The sequence below is a fragment of the Pseudomonas sp. GXZC genome, from assembly GCF_026967615.1.
Lineage (GTDB): Bacteria > Pseudomonadota > Gammaproteobacteria > Pseudomonadales > Pseudomonadaceae > Aquipseudomonas > Aquipseudomonas azotoformans_A.
On sequence record NZ_CP114115.1, the window covers coordinates 747,304 to 766,832 of the forward strand.

10 protein-coding genes are annotated in these 19,529 nt (G+C 61.5%); 6 read left to right on the plus strand and 4 right to left on the minus strand.

Translation table 11 applies throughout. The features are described from left to right. The first annotated feature begins 28 nt into the window (after positions 1 to 28). The 3 genes from OZ428_RS03510 (at position 29) to OZ428_RS03520 (ending at position 2,104) form a co-directional block, all read left to right on the plus strand. Complete coding sequence (locus OZ428_RS03510) at positions 29 to 328, plus strand: PsiF family protein (RefSeq protein WP_005784310.1); 300 nt, start codon at positions 29 to 31, stop codon at positions 326 to 328. Positions 329 to 451: 123 nt separating this feature from the next. Beyond that, positions 452 to 1,465: an AI-2E family transporter gene (locus OZ428_RS03515; protein ID WP_016976954.1), complete on the plus strand. Its 1,014-nt coding sequence runs from the start codon at positions 452 to 454 to the stop codon at positions 1,463 to 1,465. 60 nt (positions 1,466 to 1,525) lie between these two features. Beyond that, entirely contained in the window at positions 1,526 to 2,104 is a 579-nt protein-coding gene (locus OZ428_RS03520; RefSeq protein WP_269132711.1) for a hypothetical protein, read from the plus strand. Between the two features lie 239 nt (positions 2,105 to 2,343). Here OZ428_RS03520 and OZ428_RS03525 read toward each other — a convergent pair whose 3' ends face one another. Next, complete coding sequence (locus OZ428_RS03525) at positions 2,344 to 3,612, minus strand: Hsp70 family protein (protein WP_269132712.1); 1,269 nt, start codon at positions 3,610 to 3,612, stop codon at positions 2,344 to 2,346. Between the two features lie 238 nt (positions 3,613 to 3,850). On the opposite strand from OZ428_RS03525, the gene OZ428_RS03530 reads away from it, so the two are divergent. The 3 genes from OZ428_RS03530 (at position 3,851) to OZ428_RS03540 (ending at position 16,985) form a co-directional block, all read left to right on the plus strand. Next, complete coding sequence (locus tag OZ428_RS03530; protein ID WP_269132713.1) at positions 3,851 to 4,789, plus strand: DnaJ C-terminal domain-containing protein; 939 nt, start codon at positions 3,851 to 3,853, stop codon at positions 4,787 to 4,789. A gap of 85 nt (positions 4,790 to 4,874) precedes the next feature. Continuing rightward, on the plus strand, positions 4,875 to 11,735 hold the full coding sequence (locus OZ428_RS03535; RefSeq protein WP_269132714.1) for an NEL-type E3 ubiquitin ligase domain-containing protein: 6,861 nt from the start codon (positions 4,875 to 4,877) through the stop codon (positions 11,733 to 11,735). A 117-nt stretch (positions 11,736 to 11,852) separates the two neighbouring features. After that, positions 11,853 to 16,985 (plus strand): dermonecrotic toxin domain-containing protein, encoded by a 5,133-nt coding sequence (locus OZ428_RS03540; protein WP_269132715.1) that lies wholly within the window; start codon positions 11,853 to 11,855, stop codon positions 16,983 to 16,985. Here the strand turns inward: OZ428_RS03540 and ureC are convergent. The 3 genes from ureC to OZ428_RS03555 are packed head-to-tail and all read right to left on the minus strand — an operon-like array spanning position 16,970 to position 19,524. Next, a complete protein-coding gene (ureC, locus tag OZ428_RS03545; RefSeq protein WP_269132716.1) occupies positions 16,970 to 18,670 on the minus strand; it encodes an urease subunit alpha in 1,701 nt (566 codons plus the stop codon). The two genes, OZ428_RS03540 and ureC, sit on opposite strands and share 16 nt — an antisense overlap. A 15-nt stretch (positions 18,671 to 18,685) precedes the next feature. Then, positions 18,686 to 18,994, minus strand: coding sequence for an urease subunit beta (locus OZ428_RS03550; protein WP_038851206.1), 309 nt, complete (start codon positions 18,992 to 18,994; stop codon positions 18,686 to 18,688). After that, entirely contained in the window at positions 18,991 to 19,524 is a 534-nt protein-coding gene (locus OZ428_RS03555) for a GNAT family N-acetyltransferase (protein ID WP_269132717.1), read from the minus strand. The genes OZ428_RS03550 and OZ428_RS03555 overlap by 4 nt, the downstream gene beginning before the upstream one ends. Positions 19,525 to 19,529: the final 5 nt, after the last annotated feature.

A 19,529-nucleotide genomic window follows, 5' to 3' on the forward strand; every position in this document is an offset into this window, starting at 1 on the left:
CCCGGCACGGTAACAGGGAGAAAACTCCATGAAGATGCTGCGAATTCCGCTGTTGATGATGGGCCTGCTGCTGTGTTCCCAAGGCTTTGCTGCCACCGCCCAGCAAAACAAAATGACCACCTGCAATGCCGAAGCCACCACCAAGACGCTCAAGGGTGATGACCGCAAGGCCTTCATGAAGACCTGCCTGTCAGCCCCGGCGGCCAATGACGCCAAGACCCTGACGCCGCAGCAGCAGAAGATGAAGGATTGCAATGCCTCAGCGAAAACCAAGGCGCTGACCGGCGATGCGCGCAAAACCTTCATGAGCACTTGCCTCAAAGGCTGATCACACAGGTGGGAGCAGGCTGCCTGCTCCCACACTTGATCGCATTCACCACTGACCCACTCGCTTGATTCTCTCAAGGCTGGCAGACTGCCCATCCTTTAACGCCGTTCGTTTTGAGGCTGTATGCCAACGTTTTCTCAGCGTCACGTGATATTGCTGGCCAGCTACATCATCATTTTCGGCGGACTGCTGCTGGTGCTGCCGCTCAAATTACTGCCCAGCCTGCTGGCCGGTCTGTTGGTGTTCGAGCTGGTCAACATGCTCACTCCCCAACTGCAACGGCTGATCGAAGGCCGGCGTGCGCGCTGGCTGGCGGTGGCCTTGCTCGGCACCTTGATCGTCAGTGTGCTGACTTTGATCTTCGCCGGCGCCATCAGCTTCCTGCTCCATGAAGCGGAAAATCCTGGCGCTTCCTTGGACAAATTCATGGGGGTGGTCGACCGCGCGCGCGGTCAACTACCGCCCTTCCTCGACGCTTACCTGCCTGCCAGCGCCGCCGAGTTCCGCGTGGCCATCGGCGACTGGCTGAGCAAGCACCTGAGCGAACTGCAGCTTGTGGGCAAGGACGCCGCCCACATGTTCGTCACCCTGCTGATCGGCATGGTGCTCGGTGCGATCATCGCCCTGCAACGCGTGCCCGACCTGACCAAACGCAAACCCCTGGCCGCCGCGCTGTTCGACCGCCTGCACCTGCTGGTCCAGGCCTTTCGCAATATCGTCTTCGCACAGATCAAGATCGCCGCGCTCAACACCGCCTTCACCGCCGTGTTCCTCGCCGTGGTACTGCCGCTGTGCGGGATTCACCTGCCGCTGACCAAAACCCTGATCGTGCTGACCTTCCTGCTCGGTCTGCTGCCGGTCATCGGCAACCTGATGTCCAACACGCTGATCACCATCGTCGCGCTGTCGCTGTCGATCTGGGTGGCGGTGGCGGCGCTGGGCTATCTGATCGTGATCCACAAGATCGAGTACTTCCTCAATGCGCGCATTGTGGGCGGACAGATCAGTGCCAAGTCGTGGGAGTTGTTGTTGGCGATGTTGGTGTTTGAGGCTGCGTTTGGCTTGCCGGGGGTGGTGGCAGGGCCGATTTACTATGCCTATCTCAAAAGTGAGTTGAAGCTCGGCGGGATGGTTTGACGCGATAACGCAAGTGCTTTGGCTTCACAAACTTTAAAGGGATTTAGAGGGTAACCAGCAGTGAGCGACAATATCTATGCGCCGCCAACGGCGCAGTTGAGCGATACGGTTAAGACGTCGCCTGAGTTTTACGTCATTTCCAAAAAGAAGCTGCTGATTCTCAGCGTGCTTAGTTTTGGGCTGTACACCTATATCTGGTCGTATAAAAACTGGCGCTTGTACAAGGATTTCCACCAGTTGGATATCTGGCCTTTGGCGCGGTCCATCTTCTTCATCTTCTTCATGCATCAGTTGTATCGCCGGGCCGATGATCGGGTAGCCCGTAGCGGTCGGAAATTCGATTTTGACTTCGAGCAGTGGGCGACCGTGTTTGTGGTGGTCACCGTAGGGTCACGGGTTTTCGAGATGGCCGCGAACCGGATCGACAGCTGGTTGGCCTACAAGCCCTTGGTCATCCTGGCAGTGCCGTTGTGTGCCTACATCCTCCAGCAAGCCCAGGGCCTGATCAATTTCGCAGCGGACGACCCGGAAGGCCTGAGCAATAAGCGTTTCACGCTATGGAACTACCTGGTGATCGTGCCGGGTGTGGTCATGTGGTGCCTGACAGGGCTTGGGCTTTGGGCTATCTACCACCCTTAGGCTCCACTCTGAAAATAAGGATTTGAAACTCGGACTTTGCGCCCTGGCGTTTAGAAAGTAGTGTGCCGAACGGAGTCTTTGTGGTGAGCGGGCTTGCCCCGCGCTGGGCTGCGTAGCAGCCCCAAAACCTGCAGGCAAGGAGTGCCAGAGACGCTGCATTTCTCTTTACTGGGGCTGCTGCGCAGCCCAGCGCGGGGCAAGCCCGCTCACTACAGGAAGCTCGCTCAGCATTCGACAGATCAGTGCCCGTAGCGCTTGCTGGCCTCAATTGCCAGACCACTGCCGATACTGCCAAAGATATTCCCTTCCACATGCCGCGCATTCGGCAGCATCGCCGAAATGCTGTGGCGCAGTGCCGGAATGCCGCTGGAACCGCCGGTAAAGAACACCGTGTCCACCTGCGCCACGCTCACCGAAGCGTCGTTGAGCAACTGCGTCACGCTACCGCGCACGCGCTCCAGCAAGGCGTCGATGGACGACTCGAACAGCGTCCGGCTCAGGTCGACGCTCAGGCCGGCTTCGATGCGGTCCAGCGCCACGTGGCGGCTGTCTTCGTGGGTCAGTTGGATCTTGGTTTCTTCCACTTCCATCGCCAACCAGTGCCCGGCGCGCTGTTCGATCAACTTGAACAGGCGGTCGATGCCGCCGGTGTCTTCGATGTCGTAACGCATGCTGCCCAGGGCCAGCTGGGATTTTTGCGAGTACACCGAGTTGATGGTGTGCCAGGTCGCCAGGTTCATGTGGTGGCTGGTGGGCATGTAGGCGCCGCTCTTCATGCGGCTGCCGTAGCCGAACAGCGGCATCATGCCGTTGAGCGAGAGCTGCTTGTCGAAGTCGGTACCGCCGATGTGCACGCCGCCGGTGGCGAGGATGTCGCTCTGGCGGTTGTCGTTGTGACGGCGGTCCGGCGACAGGCGCACCAGGGAGAAGTCAGACGTACCCCCGCCGATATCGACGATCAGTACCAGCTCTTCCTTCTGGATGGTGGACTCGTAGTCGAACGCGGCCGCGATCGGCTCGTACTGGAACGAAATGTCCTTGAAGCCGATCTTGCGCGCCACGTCGACCAGGGTGTTCTCGGCTTCCTGGTCGGCCATCGGGTCGTCATCGACGAAAAACACCGGGCGGCCCAGCACCACTTCTTCGAACTCACGGCCAGCGTTGGCTTCGGCGCGGCTCTTGAGCTGGCCGATAAACAACGCCAACAGGTCGGTGAACGGCATCGCCGTGCCGAGCACGCTAGTGTCGTGCTTGATCAGCTTGGAACCCAGCAGGCTCTTGAGCGAGCGCATCAGGCGGCCTTCGTAGTTTTCCAGGTACTCGTGCAGCGCCAGGCGACCGTACACCGGGCGGCGTTCCTCGAAGTTGAAGAACACCACCGACGGCAGGGTGATCTTGTCGTCCTCCAGCGCAATAAGCGTCTCCTCGCCGGGGCGGATCCAGCCGACGGTGGAGTTGGACGTGCCAAAGTCGATGCCGCAGGCACGGGCTGGGGATGAGTTTTCCATGACAATCAGGTTCCGGTTGAAAAACGGCCGCGCAGTGTATGCCAGTCGGCGGCGGATGCGTAGGCCGACCATCTGTTAAATCATGCTTGAAACCTGGGGATTCGCCCCCACATCTGCTGCATACGGCAAGCGCCGATAACACTTTGACGCACCCCCAGGCCACAAGACTCAACAGGTGCAATGCAGCGCACGTTGTGCCCCGGGCTGTGCGATCTCGATTAAGGATGGTGAACCGCCGATGGATTTCAAAGACTACTACAAGATATTGGGCGTAGAGCCGACGGCCGACGACAAGGAAATCAAGGCGGCCTACCGCAAGCTCGCGCGCAAATATCACCCCGACGTGAGCAAGGAAAAAGACGCCGAAGCCAAGTTCAAGGACGCGTCCGAAGCCTATGAAGCGCTCAAAAGCGCGGACAAACGCGCCGAATACGACGAACTGCGCAAATACGGCCAGCATGGCCAGCCGTTCCAAGGGCCACCGGGCTGGCAGAGCCGTGGCGGTTTTGGCGGCGGTGGCGGCGGTGAGGACTTCTCGGACTTCTTCAGCTCGATCTTCGGCTCCCGTGGCGATGCTTTCGGGGGCGGCCAGCGCCGTCCAACCGGGCGAAAGGGCCAGGACGTGGAGATGCAACTGACGGTGTCCCTTGAAGAGACGCTGTCCACCGAGTCCAAGCAGATCAGCTTCCAGGTGCCGCAATACGACGCCTCGGGCCGACATGTGAGCAACACCACCAAGAGCCTGAACGTGAAGATCCCGGCCGGCGTGGCCGACGGCGAGCGCATCCGCCTCAAGGCGCAGGGCGCGCCGGGGATCGGCGGCGGGGCCAATGGCGACCTGTACCTGATCATCAAGTTTGCGCCGCACTCGAAGTTCGAAGTCGAAGGCGAAAACCTGGTGATCACCTTGCCGCTGGCGCCGTGGGAACTGGCGCTGGGCGCGGAAGTGGCCGTGCCGACGTTGACCGGCAAGATCAACCTCAAGGTGCCGGCCGGCAGCCAGAACGGCCAGCGCATGCGCGCCAAGGGCCATGGTTTGCTGAACAAGGCCGGCGAGCGTGGTTTCCTGTACATCCAGCTCAAAGCCGTGATGCCCAAGCAGGCAGACGACGAGACCATCGCGCTGTGGCAGGAACTGGCGAAAAAGGCCGCGTTCAACCCACGGGAAAACTTCTGAAAATAGACACGCCGCGCTAAGTATCTAGCGCGGCTCTCACCCTCGGCCATGATGTGCTGATGCTCCCATTCACAGGAGCTACATCATGGCCGATCTTCCTTCCAACACCCCACCGGCGGCGACCCTCAGCATCCACCGCGATTACCTCGAACAGGCCAGCCCTGCCTGGCTTAAAGACGCCACCGCGCAACGCCGCGCCCAACTCAAGGACGCCCCTGCGTCGGTGCCGCCCTGGTATCGGCAGGCAACGCCTGCGCAGCGCCAAACCCTGCATGAAAAATTCACCGCCAGCTTCACCGCGCAAACCGTACTCGACAAGACCATGGCGTCGGTGCAAGACATCGACGCCTTTGCCGAGCCCTTGCTGGTCAAGGCGCTGAAGGACCAACACCAGGTGCAACTGGATGTGCATAAAACCCTCGTGGTGCTGCGCAAACCGCTGGAGGTTGGCGAGTTCGGTCTCGATATCGGCAGTTTCGAGGTGATGCGCATGCCCTTGTTGCAGGCGGCGCTGCATAACTTCGAAGCATTGGAGTGTTTGACCGGGTCATTTCATGAGTCGTCCGGGTTTTTCACGCTAACCCCGGAGGGCGATAGCATCGTGGCGGTCAGTACCCCGCTGGAGGTGACTGAGTTCACCTTGCTCTGCCGGCAGCTGGACATTGGCGCGCAGTATCAGCGCCACCTTGAGGGCTACGTACGCCCCAAGAGGGCGGCCGACGAGCAGGCGCTACGAGGTCAATTCATCAGCGCACGCAAGGCCGATCTGGCAGCCGCCGCTGAGCAGGCCTTGCTGACCAAGGATATTGAGCCGCGCGATTACCGCATGATCCTTTCGGTGATCAACGGCGAGACCGAGCCCAAGACGGGCGGCGAAACGGTGTGGTTTCGCGACTTGGGCCTGGTGAAAAAACGCATGACGGGCTGTGTGGCGTTTGTCATTTGCGAGAAATATCGCTACCCCACGGCATTGATCCTGTATGTCCCCCAGGACCCCCATCACCCGTTGAAGCGCTTCACTTACCCTGAGATGAGCGCCATGTTCAAGCAGCGCTTTACCGCCCGTGACCAACCCGATCCAGGGGATGGCAGCCCTACGGCGTATCAGCGGTTTTTCAGCCAGTTCGTGGCCTATGGCGACCTGCCTGCGTATTTCGATGCCCTGACCCAAGACGCACCTGCGCCGAGCGTAGGGGCGAAGTTGATGGCTTATGCGCCGTTGCTCAATGAGCTTGTGAAGGGCTTGAGTGCGTTTTCGGTGTTTTACGGCTTGAAGGAGTTGCCGCCAGCGCAACCGGCCGCAAAAGTCCCTGAACCGGACCCCCTGCTGGCGCCCGTCCCATTGATGCCCAGCGGCCGTGGGCTTTGGGACGATAACGTCGACTTGTGGGATCACCTCTATGAGCGTCATCGCGACAAACTGCTGGGTGACGCCCGCAGCCACGCTGTGCCCACGGCGGATGTGGATACCCGGGTGCGCTCGGAAAAAATCGCCGGTCTGCTCAATATCGGCCTGTTGGCGTTGAACGCCGTGTCCATGTTCGTGCCGGTACTGGGCGAGGTGATGATGGTGGTGATGGCGGGCCAGCTGTTGTATGAAACCTTTGAAGGCAGCATCGAGTGGGCCGAGGGTGACCGCCGCGCGGTCAAGGCGCACTTGGTGGACGTGGCGCAGAACCTGGCTTTTATCGCCGTGATGGCCGGCGTCGGCAAAGGCTTTTCCAAACTGGCGGCGGCCAAGCCTGAGCCGGTGATCGAGCGCCTTGAACCCATCACCTTGCCCAACGGCCAGGCCCGGCTGAGCAAGGCTGATCTCAGCGGTTATGAAAGCCCCGTCACCCTGCCGGCTGACATCAAGCCCAACGCCCAGGGGCAATACGTGCATGCGGGTAAAACCTATATCCGCCAGTCGGGCAAGCTCTATGAAAAAACCTTCGATGAGTCCAGCCAGCGCTGGCGCATCCAGCACCCCACCGACCCTGACGCCTATCAGCCGTCCCTGGCCCACAACGGTGCCGGTGCCTGGCGCCATACCCTGGAACGGCCTTTGGATTGGGATCGCCTGACACTGCTCCGGCGCCTGGGGCCGGTGACCGAAGGTTTCAGTGACGAGCAACTGCTGAAAATCGCCGACCTCAGCGGCACCCGTGACGCGACGTTGCGCCATATGCACTTGGATAACCTCCCGCCGCCCGCGCCTTTGGCCGATACCTTGCGTCTGTTCAGGGCTGACCAGGACGTGGGCCAGGTGATTGAACAAGTCAGCACCGGCCAGGCCGTGAATGGCCGCTATCTGTATTCCTTGCCGTTGCTCACCGAAATGCCACGCTGGCCCATGGGCCGGGTGCTCGAAGTGTTCGATGAGCCGAGCCTGACCGGTCCCGTGCAACGCTATGGTGGCGAGCGTCTCTATCACGGGGTCAAGCGCAAGGTGCCCATCCGGATCAGCCGCGCCGACGTACTGAGCAGTCGTTTACCGGCGCATATTCTTGCGGCGCTGGACGAAGCGGAGATCGTCGGCATGCTCGGTGGCGAAGGCGCGCGGGTGCGTGAGAATCGGCCGCAAGAGCTGCGCAACCAGCTCGCCGACTACGCCCGCACGCGACAGCCGGCGTTGTTCGATAGCCTCTACACCGGCACTGAGGCGCCGAGCCCCACGGTCGCCAAGTTGCAGCGACTGCACCCCGGCCTCAGTGAGCACGCTGCGCAAAGCGTGCTGGCCGAGGCGGATGCCGAACAACTGGACCGCCTGCACCGCACCGGCCGTGTGCCGCTGGCGATGCAAGAGCATATCCGTTGGCAACTGCGCGAGGGCCGTATGGGCCGCGCCTTTGCCGGCCTGCACATGGAAAACCTGACCTCGGCCGACAGCAAGCGCCTGGCCCTGCACACCTTGGGCAAACTGCGGGGCTGGTCGGACCAACTGCGCCTTGAGGTGCGCGATGGCGACATCAACGGCGCGTTGCTTGACGGCATCGGCAGTGACACCGCGGCCCAGCGCAAATACCTGGTCAAGCTGGGGCCGCAGTATCAGGCGTACAACGAACGTGGAGAGACACTCAACAGCCTGCCGCGCCATGGCGACAATTTCTACGCGTCGCTGATGCACGCCATGCCCGATCAGGCACGCCAGGCGTTGGGCATGCCACATGTCGGGCAGAGCATGGACCTGCGCCGCGCGATCATCGACTACGCCACAGGGCATAGGCTGGAGTCGACGCAGATCGTTGAACAAGGGCCCCGGCGCCACCCCTGGTTCAAACCGCCGCAACGTATTTCAGAAAAACTGCTGGGTTACCCGGCCAGCGGGCGCGGGCAGGGCGCCATGCCGTCATTGGTCAGCCGCGTGCAGGACGTTTATCCGCACATGACTGAGGACCAGGCCAACGGTTTCATTCTTGGGCAGATGCTTGCGGGCAAGACCGATGCGCAGATGTTTACCTTGCTCAACAACCGCATGATCGAATGGCGGCAGTTGGAGGCAACACTCAATCTTTGGCAGATGGCCGCACCCAGCGACCCCTTCATTCGAGAGTACCCGCAACTGGACTCACGCCCTGCCGTGGCCCAGGCGCTCAAGGCGAGTTGGCGTAATGCACCGCTGGCCGAGCTGCATGGGCGAAGCGAACTGCGCCTGATGGGCGAGGTGCCGTTGCCACTGCTGAGCGCGGATTTTTCCCATGTGCGCAGCCTGACAGTTCGGGGGCATGGGATGATCGAGGGGCATATCGAGCAGCTACTCGGGGCTTTTCCAAACGTGCAGGAGCTCACCCTGGCTGGCGCCGCGACACCCTCGTCCAGCGTGCCCCAGGCCTTGGAAAACCTGCGCGGGCTGACCCAGCTGAATATCGAGTCAGTCGCGAATTTGGCTGAGCCGCAACTGGCTCGCCTGGAAAGTCTGACGGGCCTTGAACACCTGGGCCTGCACACCCTGCTCAAGCCCTCGCGCCCGTTGGATGTCAGCCGCTTGAGCCAGTTACGCAGCCTGAGATTGTCGGGTGAGGGCCAGACGGTGTTCCCGCAGGGCGCGCTTGAACTGCCTGCATTACGGCATCTGGATTTGAAAGGGGCGGCCATCGACGCCTTGCCGTCTGCCCTGTTTGAACCGGGGCGTGAACGCCTGTGGTCGGGGCTGTCGGTGAAATGGTCGGGCTTTTCCCGGGAACACTTCAAAACCGCGTATGAGTACGTGAAGGGGCAACCTGAACACGTGCTGGACCAGGACGAAATGGTCCGTGGCTATTGCTCCGGGCAACTCAGTGAGCGGCTCGGCCGTGCGCCCTACAGCAATACGGCCGCGAGCGCGCAGCTCAATGCGGCGTTCTTCCAGCGCTGGACCAGCGCCCAGGCTCAGTTCGAGGCCATTGAGGCGCTGAGTGACGAATACGCCGAGTTGTCCCGGCGCATTGACACGTGGCTGGCGCCAGGCGGCGAACGTTTGGAACGGCCCAGCCGTACAGAGATCGCCTATACCTTGCGCAACAGCTGGTACCAGGGGCTTTTGCAGCGCTACAGCGTTACCCCGATCTCGGTCCTGAGTCTGCCCGGGATCATGGTCAGCGAATTGCCGATCCTCCCCGCCACAGGTTTTGAGCATGTCACGGAGCTGCGCCTGCAAAACTCGCGGGTGCCCTCGGCGCAGATGAGCCGCTTCGTGCGCGGGTTCAGCGGGCTGCGCACCTTGGACGCCAGTGGCTGCGGCCTCACCGAACTGCCCTTGGCCGCCGGGGAATGGCCGATGCTGGAGCACCTGAACCTGGGCAACAACCCCCTCGCACACCTGGGTGTCAGCAACCTGGGCCAACTCCAGTCACTGAACCTCAGTGCCAGTGCACTGGACACCTGGCCGACGGGCGCGGAGCAGTTGCCCAACCTGACCTGGTTGGACCTGCGTGGCACCCGGCTCACGGAACTGCCAGCAGCGGCCCTGGCCCGAGACAACGTGCTGCTCGATACCCACCTGGGCGGCACACCCTTGAGCCCACAGGCACACACGGACCTGACCGCTGCGCGACAACGCGTCGAGCACACACTGGGCATGGACGCCGGCACGCTGGAGCGCTTTGAGCAGCAAACCCAACACGACGTATTCCCGCCCGATGAGACCGGCAGCAGCCTGGCTCGCCAACTGCTGCCGCTGCCGACGGCCGACGCCGGCGCTGTCGAGGTCGCACTGACCCAGCGCCTGAACACTTGGCTGTACCGTCGCCGATACGCCCCGCGTGACGATTTAATGGTGTCGTCCAGCACGCGTCGGATCGCCGCGCAGCGCATCCTCGACTGCTGGCGCAAGGGCTTGTCGAGCGTGGTCGAGGAGGCTGATCGCGAGCTGAACCTGCATGGCCTGGTACTCGGCGAACTGCCGGAATTGCCAGTGACACTCGCGCACATCGAGCACCTGAACCTCAATGGCGTGCAACTGAGCGCGCAAGGGTCCAACACGTTTTTGACTGCGTTTCCTCAGGTGCGCGCGCTGGTGCTGAGCAACAACCCCCTGGCGGTGTTGCCGCAAGCCTTGACGGGCATGGTTCGCCTGGAACGCCTGGAGTTGTCGTCGATTGACTTGAATGACTCGGAGTACCTGTATAACGCCCTGGTGAACCTTGAGCATTTGCGCTGGCTGGACCTGAGCTATTGTGGTCTGGAAAGTTTCCAGGCTGATCGCTTCCAGGCACTGCACACCTTGAACCTGAGCAACAATCAATTGACGAGCTGGCCGCAGGGCGTGCTTGAGGTGCCAACCCTTCGCACCCTGGACCTGAGCAGCAATCAGTTGGAGGACATTCCACCGGACGTGCTTGAGGGTGGGCACGATGAGTTGATGGCCGGCACCGACCTGTCCGACAACTTGAGCCTGCCCCTCGCGGACTTGTACCGGCTGCAGGCCTATGCCGAGCGCGTCGGCGGGGACAATGCGCTGGGCCTGAGCAGCGCTGACCTGCAAGGCCAGATCGACGATCTTGAGCACCCGATCAACAGCGAAAGCAACGGCGAGGGTTTCGTTCCGTCCCCCGACCTGTCCGATGAGGAAGTCACTGTCGCGCACACCTCGGCGTTGAATCGTGAACCCTGGCTGAAAAACCTCGCGCCCCAGGTACAGGCCCACCACATCGAACTCTGGGACCAACTGGCCAGCGAGCCGGACAACGCCGCGTTCTTCAACCTGTTGTCGCTGTTGCCACAGACCCAGGAGTTCGAGTCGGCCCGCGCTTCCCTGACCGCACGGGTGTGGCAGGTGATGGAGGCGGCGGCGGGCAATACCGAGCTGCGCCAGACTCTGTTCGGCATGTCCAGCACCCACGGCACCTGCAGCGATGGGCGCATCCTCACGTTCAGTGGGTTGGAGATCAAGGTGCTGGAATTCAACACCTTGAAAGGCATCGCCCCCGGCGACCTGACCCTCAAGGGGCCTGCGTTGTTGACGTTGTCACGCAACCTGTTTCGCCTGGATCAGATCGAAAAAATCGCCGCCGAGCACATCCGGGTCAACTCCGACCCGGCCGAGGTGCGCCTGCAATACCTGATAGGCCTCAAGAGCCGCCTGCAATTGCAAGGCGTGCCAGGAAAAATGCGCTTCGCCATTCCCATCAGTGGCGCCAGTATGGAAGAGCGTGCACGCTCTATCGAGGCCCTGGAAAAGACCGATGTGTTTTACCAGAGCCTGATCAACCGCGACTACTGGGTGGCCTACCTCAAGGAGCGTTACCCGGTGGACTTGGCTGCGTTGGAGCAACGCAGTGCGCAGCTGCGCGATGCCTATGAAGACGCCCATCCCAGCATCGACGACCCGGCCTACATCAAGGGCCTGGAAACCCTCAGCTATCAATTGCAGGCCGACGAAACCCAGACCCTCATGTCGCTCTCGCGCCGTGCGGACACGGCGTTGAGCCCCGAGGCGCACGACCCGAACCAACCAGGCACTTCCACTGGGCCGAGGAGGCCTTGATCAAAAGCTTGATCCGGACCGAGTGGGCGGCGTCTATCGCACCACCTAAATAGTTAGCCCGGGCGCCCCGATGGCCGACATTAGGATGAAGACCTTCTCAAAAAAGGTTGCCCTCCCATGCCCACGACGCCCGCCACTTCAACCTTGCCACCGGCTTTGCCCGGTGAGCAGGGCCAACATTATTCCTTCATCAAGCAAACCATTCCCGACTGCCTGGTCAAGTCCTCGCCCGAGCGCCGCGAGGCCCTCAAGCAAACCACGCCCGAGGTGCCCGACTGGTATGACAAGGCTTCCCAGCCCCACAAGGACGAGCTCAAGGCGTTGCTGCAAGCACGCTGCGAGTCGCTCAACCTGCTGGAGAAAACCCTGCGCAAGGCCCTGTCGCTTGTGGCCTTCGCACAACCGTTGCTGGAGACTGCGCTCAAAACCGCAGGCCATGAACTGGATGTCAACCTCACCTGGCTGCGCCTCTACAGCCCGTTCAAGGACGCCTTCGGCCTGCGCAAGATCGGCTTCAAGGTCAAGACCTATTCGTTGCTGCAAGCGGCGTTGAGTAACTTCAACGCCGATGAAGCCAAGGCGGACTATTACAACAGTGCCTCGGGGTTTATCACCCAGCCGGATGCACGCCAGTTGTTCGAACGACACGCCACCACCCTGAGCATCGAAGCCTTCGTCAAACTCTGTCGCGAACTGGACCTAGGGGCACAGTACCAGGCGTACCTGGAGCGCTTTTGGCACCCCGCCGACACCGTGGCCGAAGGCGTGCTGCGCGAGCAGTACATCCGTCATCAGCAAGATGCCTTTGCGGCGGCGGCCCTGATGGCACTGGTCAAGGGTGATATCAATGACAGCGATTACGCCTTGTTGCAGCGCGTGCACGCCGGTGAGCAAACCATCAAGGTCGGCAACAAACACGTGTGGTATCGCACGCCCTGCATGATGAACCTGCACCTGCAAGGTTGCCTGGTTATCTGGCCCAGCGCCAAGCTCAGCTTTGGCGATGAACTCATCGCCTATATCCCGGATGATCCGGAACACCCGATCAAGCGCTACGACTCGCTCAGCGCATTCAAAACGGAACTGACTGCTCGCTTGAGCGCCAAAACCGACCGGATGGTGCAGCCGACGGCAACCCCGCAGGTCACCGACTTCCAGCAGTTTTTCAGTCAGTTCATCGCTTATAAAGATCGCCCGTATTACTTTCGCCGGTTGACCGAGCTGGTAGCGGACGCACCGCCCCCGTCTTTGCACTCACCCTGGTGGAGTGCGGATTGGCAGACGTTGGCGATGACCATGGAGGCGCCGGAATTACCGATAAACACCTTGGTCGACGGTGGCCCGCAAGCAACTGTGCGTGTGCCGATCAACGTGCCGAATTTTGGCATTGAACTGCATGCCATCAGGGAGCTGTGGGAGGACATCGATCTGTGGCCGCAGCGCTTTGAAGACGTGCGCAAGCGTGCGCTCGACGATGCCCGCGCCCAGGCCATTTGCACCGCAGATGCCGATGCGGCCGCCAGCGCCAGTCGCCTGCAGCATTACCTGAACCTCGGCCTGCTTGTGGTCAATACGATAGCGATGGTGATCCCGCCATTGGGCGTGGCGATGTCCGTGGTGATGGCCGGCCAGCTGCTCTACGAAGTGTTTGAAGGGGTGTCTGAACTCAGCAAGGGCGACCGCGAGGCCGGGTGGGCGCATATCAATGACGTGATGGAAAACCTGGTTTTCCTGGCGGGCGGTGCAGCGGTTCACTTTACGGCGTCGTCGTTTATCGAAAACCTCAAGGCCGTCACCTTGCCCAGCGGCAAGACGCGGCTGTGGAAGCCTGATCTTGCGCCCTACGAGCATCCCCGTGCCTTGCTGCAAGGCACGCAACCCAATGAGCGCGGGATCCATACCATCAGCGGCGAACAGGTCATCGCGCTGGAAGATAAGCGCTTCAAGGTTCGCCATGAGCCGGCGACCGACCGCTATGTCATCCAGCACCCTTCACGCGTCGATGCCTATGAGCCGACACTCAAGCACAACGAAGCTGGCGCTTGGCACCATGAGCTGGAGCGCCCGCAGACTTGGGAGGGGGCGAAATTGATGCGTCGGCTTGGCCCGGTGGTCGAGGGCTTCAGTGAAGCGGTGCTGGAACAGATCCGCACAGTCAGTGGCGTAGAGGACGACGTGCTGCGTCGCTTGCACGTGGACAGCGAACCCGTGCCGGCGATCCTGCTGGACACCATTCGCCAGTTCCGTGCCTATGACAGCGCCATGAAGGTCGCTCAAGGCATCGGTGACGGCGCGTTGCCCGATGACTTGTGCAGTTACCCGGCGTCCCTGGCGGTCGAACTGCCGGGCTGGCCGCCGGGCAAGGCGATCGAGGCGTTTGCCGGCGACGAATTGAGCGGGCCGTCGGTCAAGTATGGCGCCGCTGACGCCCTGCCGGCCGACACCTTGCGCATCGAGCGCAACGGGTTGATGACCGGGCAGTTGCCCAAGCGTATTGTCGAATTTCTAGACCCCGCGCAGCGCGATCAACTGGCGGGGCGTTACTCTCACCTTGAGCCCCAGGCGCAAATCAACGCGGTGCGCGCGAAGTTGCAGGAACGCGCAAACCTGACGCGGGCGCGGCTGATGCGCAGCCTGTACGTGGACAAACAACCGCCTACGGATGTGGCGGAAAGATTGATCCAGCGCGACTTCAAAAACCTGCCGACGCTGATGGTGCGCGAGATGCTCGCCGATGTCACCGCTGCCGAGCGTCAGATACTCAATCAGGGCCAGCGCATTCCCCTGCGTGTGGCGGAGCAGGCGCGCCGGTTGCAGCAGCAGTTGCGTCTGACCTTGGCCTACGAAGGCTTGCACCTTGACGCCCTGGCCAACCGTGACACCGAGGCCCTGGTGCTCAACACGCTACCGAACCTGCCTGGCTGGTCGGACAACCTGCGCCTGGAGGTACGCGAAGGCGGCTTGGAAGGGGAGTTGCGCGCCGGCTTCGGGCCTGAAACCGGTGACAAAAAAATCCTGGTGCGCGTGGCGGACGGGCGCTACCAGGCGTTCGATGATCGCGGGCAGCAGCTGCACGGCGTCAATGGTCTTTACGGCGCCTTGCAGCATGCGCTGCCGGACGCGCACCGCACTGCACTCGGTGTGCCTCACGTGGGGCAAGGGGAGCGGCTGCAGGTGTTGATACGCGACAACGCACTGCCTCGCGAACACCTGCGTCGCGTATTGGGCATGCAGCCCGAGCGCCGGCCGTTCTTTCGCTGGCCGCAGCGTTTGTCCGGTAACCGTGTGGGCTATTCGCTGAGTGGGCGTGGGGCTGGCCAAGGGATGTGGCAACAGGTCCTGGAAGAGCGGGTACGCACCCTGTACCCCGCCTTTACCCAGGAGCAGTTGCGCACATTTATAGAAAACCTGGGGCAGGATCAAGAGCCGGCGCTCAGGCGCTTGGAGGACGAGTTCAAGCAGTTGTCCAGCCGCCTGCAATCATGGCGGCATGAACTGTCGCAGGGTGTGAACCTGGAGGAACAGGCGTCAGACGCATTCCGTGCTCGACGCTACGCCAGGCGAATCATTGCGAAGGAACTGATAGAGGCCTGGCAGCGCACAGGAACGGTCGATGTGAATGTGATCGGTGAGGAAGTCGGCCAGTTCATCGACCTGGCCGATGAGGAGCTGCAAGGTGAGCTCAGCACGCTGCCGCCGCTGAGCGCAAACTTTGACCATGTCACCCGTCTGGACTTATCGAATACCGGCCTGAGCCAGAACATCGACGCTGCTCTAGGGAACTTTAAAAGACTGCGCCGCTTGGACCTGAGCAACAACGATCTGACGGCGCTGCCCGCCTCGGTGGGCGGAATGCGTCACCTGACCGATCTTGATCTCTCCGACAACGACATCGTGCTGACTGCGGAGTCTGTCAACCAATTGAGCGAACTGACGCGTTTGGGGTATTTGAGCCTCGAAAGCAATCCGCTGACGATCGCACCGGACATTGGGCGCATGCCGGAGTTGGTGGTCGTGACGCTGGAGAACACCGGCATCGATACCTGGCCAACGGGCGTGTTCGATCAGCCACGGGGGCGCACCTTCAACCTGGATTTGAGCGCCAATAGGCTGGAAACCATCCCCCTGGTCGAGCCCGGCTCCGACGCCGCCGAGATTATCGCGCGCACGACGATCAGTGAGGAGCCGGCCTTCATCTCGGCTGAGAACCTGGAGCAGGTGCGCGAGTATCGGGCATCCGTCGGCCTGGACCCACATCGCCGCTCCCCGCCCCGAGGCATGCTTGACACCTTCAGTTGGCGTACCGGGCTTGACGATGCGCAATTCCAGCACAACACCGACGTGTGGGAACTGCTTGAGGAAGAGGTGGGTTCGGAGCCGTTTTTCGATGAGCTGCGCAAGTTGGCGGATTCGGCTGATGCGGTGTTCGAGGACGACGCTGCCCGTATAGACCTGACGCGTAAAGTCTGGGAGATGATCGAAGCGATGGCGAATAACGCGCAGTTGCGCGAAAGAATATTCAGCATGGCTGCTGCACCCACCACCTGTGTGGATGCTGGCGCACAGGTGTTTAACGCCATGGGCTTGGAAGTCTTGATCGATCAGGCCTACGACTTGTATGCAACGGACCTGATCGAGGCCCGGTTGCTTGAGTTGGCGCGGGGCAAGTCACGGCTGGACGAACTGGGTCGTATCGCCCGCGCTCGCATCGGTGAGCTGCTCGAACAGGGGCGCAAGTTTCCCGAATACGACGCAGATGGACATCGCATTCCCCATCGTGATAGCCAGGGCAATCTGCTAAGAGACATTGATGAAGTTGAAGTCCACATGATGTATCCCACGCGATTGGCGGAGTCGTTGGAGTTGCCGTGGCAGTCTCGGAACATGATGTTTCCGGAGGCGGATGTGAGCGATGAGATGATCGAAAATGCGCGCAAGCGCGTGTTGGCGCTGGAAGACGGGCCTCTGTTGCAACAACAGATCATCGATCAGCCGTTCTGGGTCGATTTTGTCAAACGTGCCAACCCAGAATCGTTTGAGGCGTTTTCTCGTCGAGCCGAGGCCTTGCTCGACTTGGAAGACACCTCACCCGGTAGCTATGAGACCGGGTTGTCATCGATAGTTGCTGATGAGCAAGCAGAGGTGCTCAAACTGACCCGCGAAGCGATGCAGCGCGCCAAACTGCAGAGAGTGGAAATCCCTTTCCAGCTCGCAACGGGTAACGGTGTATCGACTCAGAACAGGAAATAACGCTGCGCCATCGGCAGCACCTCGGCCGGTTCACACCACAGCAGTACGCCATCGGCCTTGACCTGATACGTCTGCGGGTCAACCTCGATATCCGGCAGGTAATCGTTATGGATCAAGTCGGTTTTCTGCACGTCGCGGCAACCCTTGACCACGGCGATCTGCTTCTTCAACCCCAAGGCTTCTGGCAAGCCCGCCGCCATCGCTGCCTGGCTGATAAAGGTCAGGCTGGTGGCGTGCAGCGAGCTGCCGAAGCTGGCGAACATCGGGCGGTAGTGCACCGGTTGCGGTGTGGGGATCGAGGCGTTGGCGTCGCCCATGAGGCTGGAGGCAATCGCGCCGCCCTTGAGGATCAGGGTCGGCTTGATGCCGAAAAATGCCGGACGCCATAGCACCAGGTCGGCCCACTTGCCCACTTCGATGGAGCCAACGATGTGGCTCACACCGTGGGTGATCGCCGGGTTGATGGTGTACTTGGCGATGTAGCGTTTGGCGCGGAAATTATCGTTGCCCGGACCGTCACCGGGCAGTGGGCCGCGCTGTTTTTTCATCTTGTCGGCGGTCTGCCAGGTGCGTGTGATCACCTCGCCAACGCGGCCCATGGCCTGGCTGTCTGAGCTGATCATGGAGAACGCGCCGAGGTCGTGCAGGATGTCTTCGGCGGCGATGGTCTCGCGGCGGATGCGGCTCTCGGCGAAGGCCACGTCTTCGGCAATGCTCGGGTCGAGGTGGTGGCAGACCATCAGCATGTCGAGGTGTTCGTCGATGGTGTTGCGGGTGAACGGCCGCGTCGGGTTGGTGGAGCTGGGCAGTACGTTGGCGAAGCCGCAGGCCTTGATGATGTCCGGCGCGTGGCCGCCACCGGCACCTTCGGTGTGATAGGTGTGGATCGTGCGGCCCTTGAGGGCGGCGAGGGTGGTTTCGACAAAGCCCGACTCGTTGAGGGTGTCGCTGTGGATCGCCACCTGCACGTCGTATTCGTCGGCCACGCTCAAGCAGTTGTCGATGCTCGCCGGCGTGGTGCCCCAGTCTTCGTGCAGCTTCAAACCGATGGCGCCGGCCTTGACCTGCTCGATCAACGGCTCCGGCAAACTGGCGTTGCCCTTGCCGGTAAAACCGATGTTCATCGGGAACGAATCACTGGCCTGGAGCATGCGCGCCAGGTGCCACGGGCCGGAGGTGCAGGTGGTCGCATTGGTGCCGGTGGCCGGGCCGGTGCCGCCGCCGATCATGGTGGTGACGCCGCTGGTCAGCGCTTCTTCGATCTGCTGCGGGCAAATGAAATGCACGTGGCTGTCGATGCCGCCGGCGGTGAGGATCATGCCTTCGCCGGCAATCACCTCGGTGCTGGCGCCGATGGCCATGGTCACGCCGGGCTGGATGTCGGGGTTGCCGGCTTTGCCGATCGCATGGATGCGCCCGTTCTTCAGGCCGACGTCGGCCTTGACGATGCCCCAGTGGTCGATGATCAGCGCGTTGGTGATCAGGGTGTCGACCACTTCATGGGCGAGCAATTGGCTCTGGCCCTGGCCGTCGCGGATGACTTTGCCGCCGCCGAATTTCACTTCTTCGCCGTAGACGGTGAAGTCCTGTTCGACTTCGACAAACAACTCGGTGTCGGCCAGGCGGACCTTGTCACCGACGGTGGGGCCGTACATGTCGGCGTAGGCTTGTCTGGAAATCTTCATGTGTATGTCCTCAAGTTATTCCAGATTGCCCATGATGCGTGCGGCAAAACCGAACACTCGGCGCCCGCCACTCAAATCCACCAACTCCACCTCCCGACTCTGCCCCGGCTCAAACCGTACCGCCGTCCCCGCCGGAATGTTCAACCGCATGCCCCGGCTTGCGGCGCGGTCAAACGTCAGCGCGTCATTGGTCTCGAAAAAATGATAATGCGAGCCCACCTGGATCGGCCGGTCGCCACTGTTGGCCACGCTCAGGCTGATCGTGCGGCGGCCGACGTTGAGTTCGATATCGCCAGGCTGGATCTGATATTCGCCAGGAATCATGCAGGTTGCCCCAGGTTCTTGAAGTAGATGGCGGTCGGGCTGTAGCGCCCGTCCGGGCTTTGGCAGTAGTCGGGCAGTTCACCGATCTTGGTGTAGCGCAGCGACTGGTAAAAGGCTTCGGCAGGCGAGCCGGCTTCGGTGTCCAGGTACAGCAGGCCACGTTTGTGCTGGCGAGCGGCGAGCTCCAGGGTGGTCATCAATTGCTGGCCGAGGCCATGGCGGCGGGCGCGGCTGTGCACCAACAGCTTTTGCACTTCGGCGCGGTTGAGGCCGTTGGCTTTCTGGCACAGCGCCAATTGCACGCTGGCAATCACCTGTTCATCACGCACTACCACCCAAAGCAACAGGCTGGTGTCTTCGATGCTCGCCTGCACGCTGCGCAGATACTCGCGGGCCTGGGCCTCGTCGAAGTCGGCCATGAAGCCGACGGACGCGCCATGCCTGACCGCGTCCAGCAACAGCTCGATCAAGCCCAAGCGATAGTGGGCAAAACTTTCCGCATTGACTCGACGCAGTTGCGCGGCGTTCATCGACG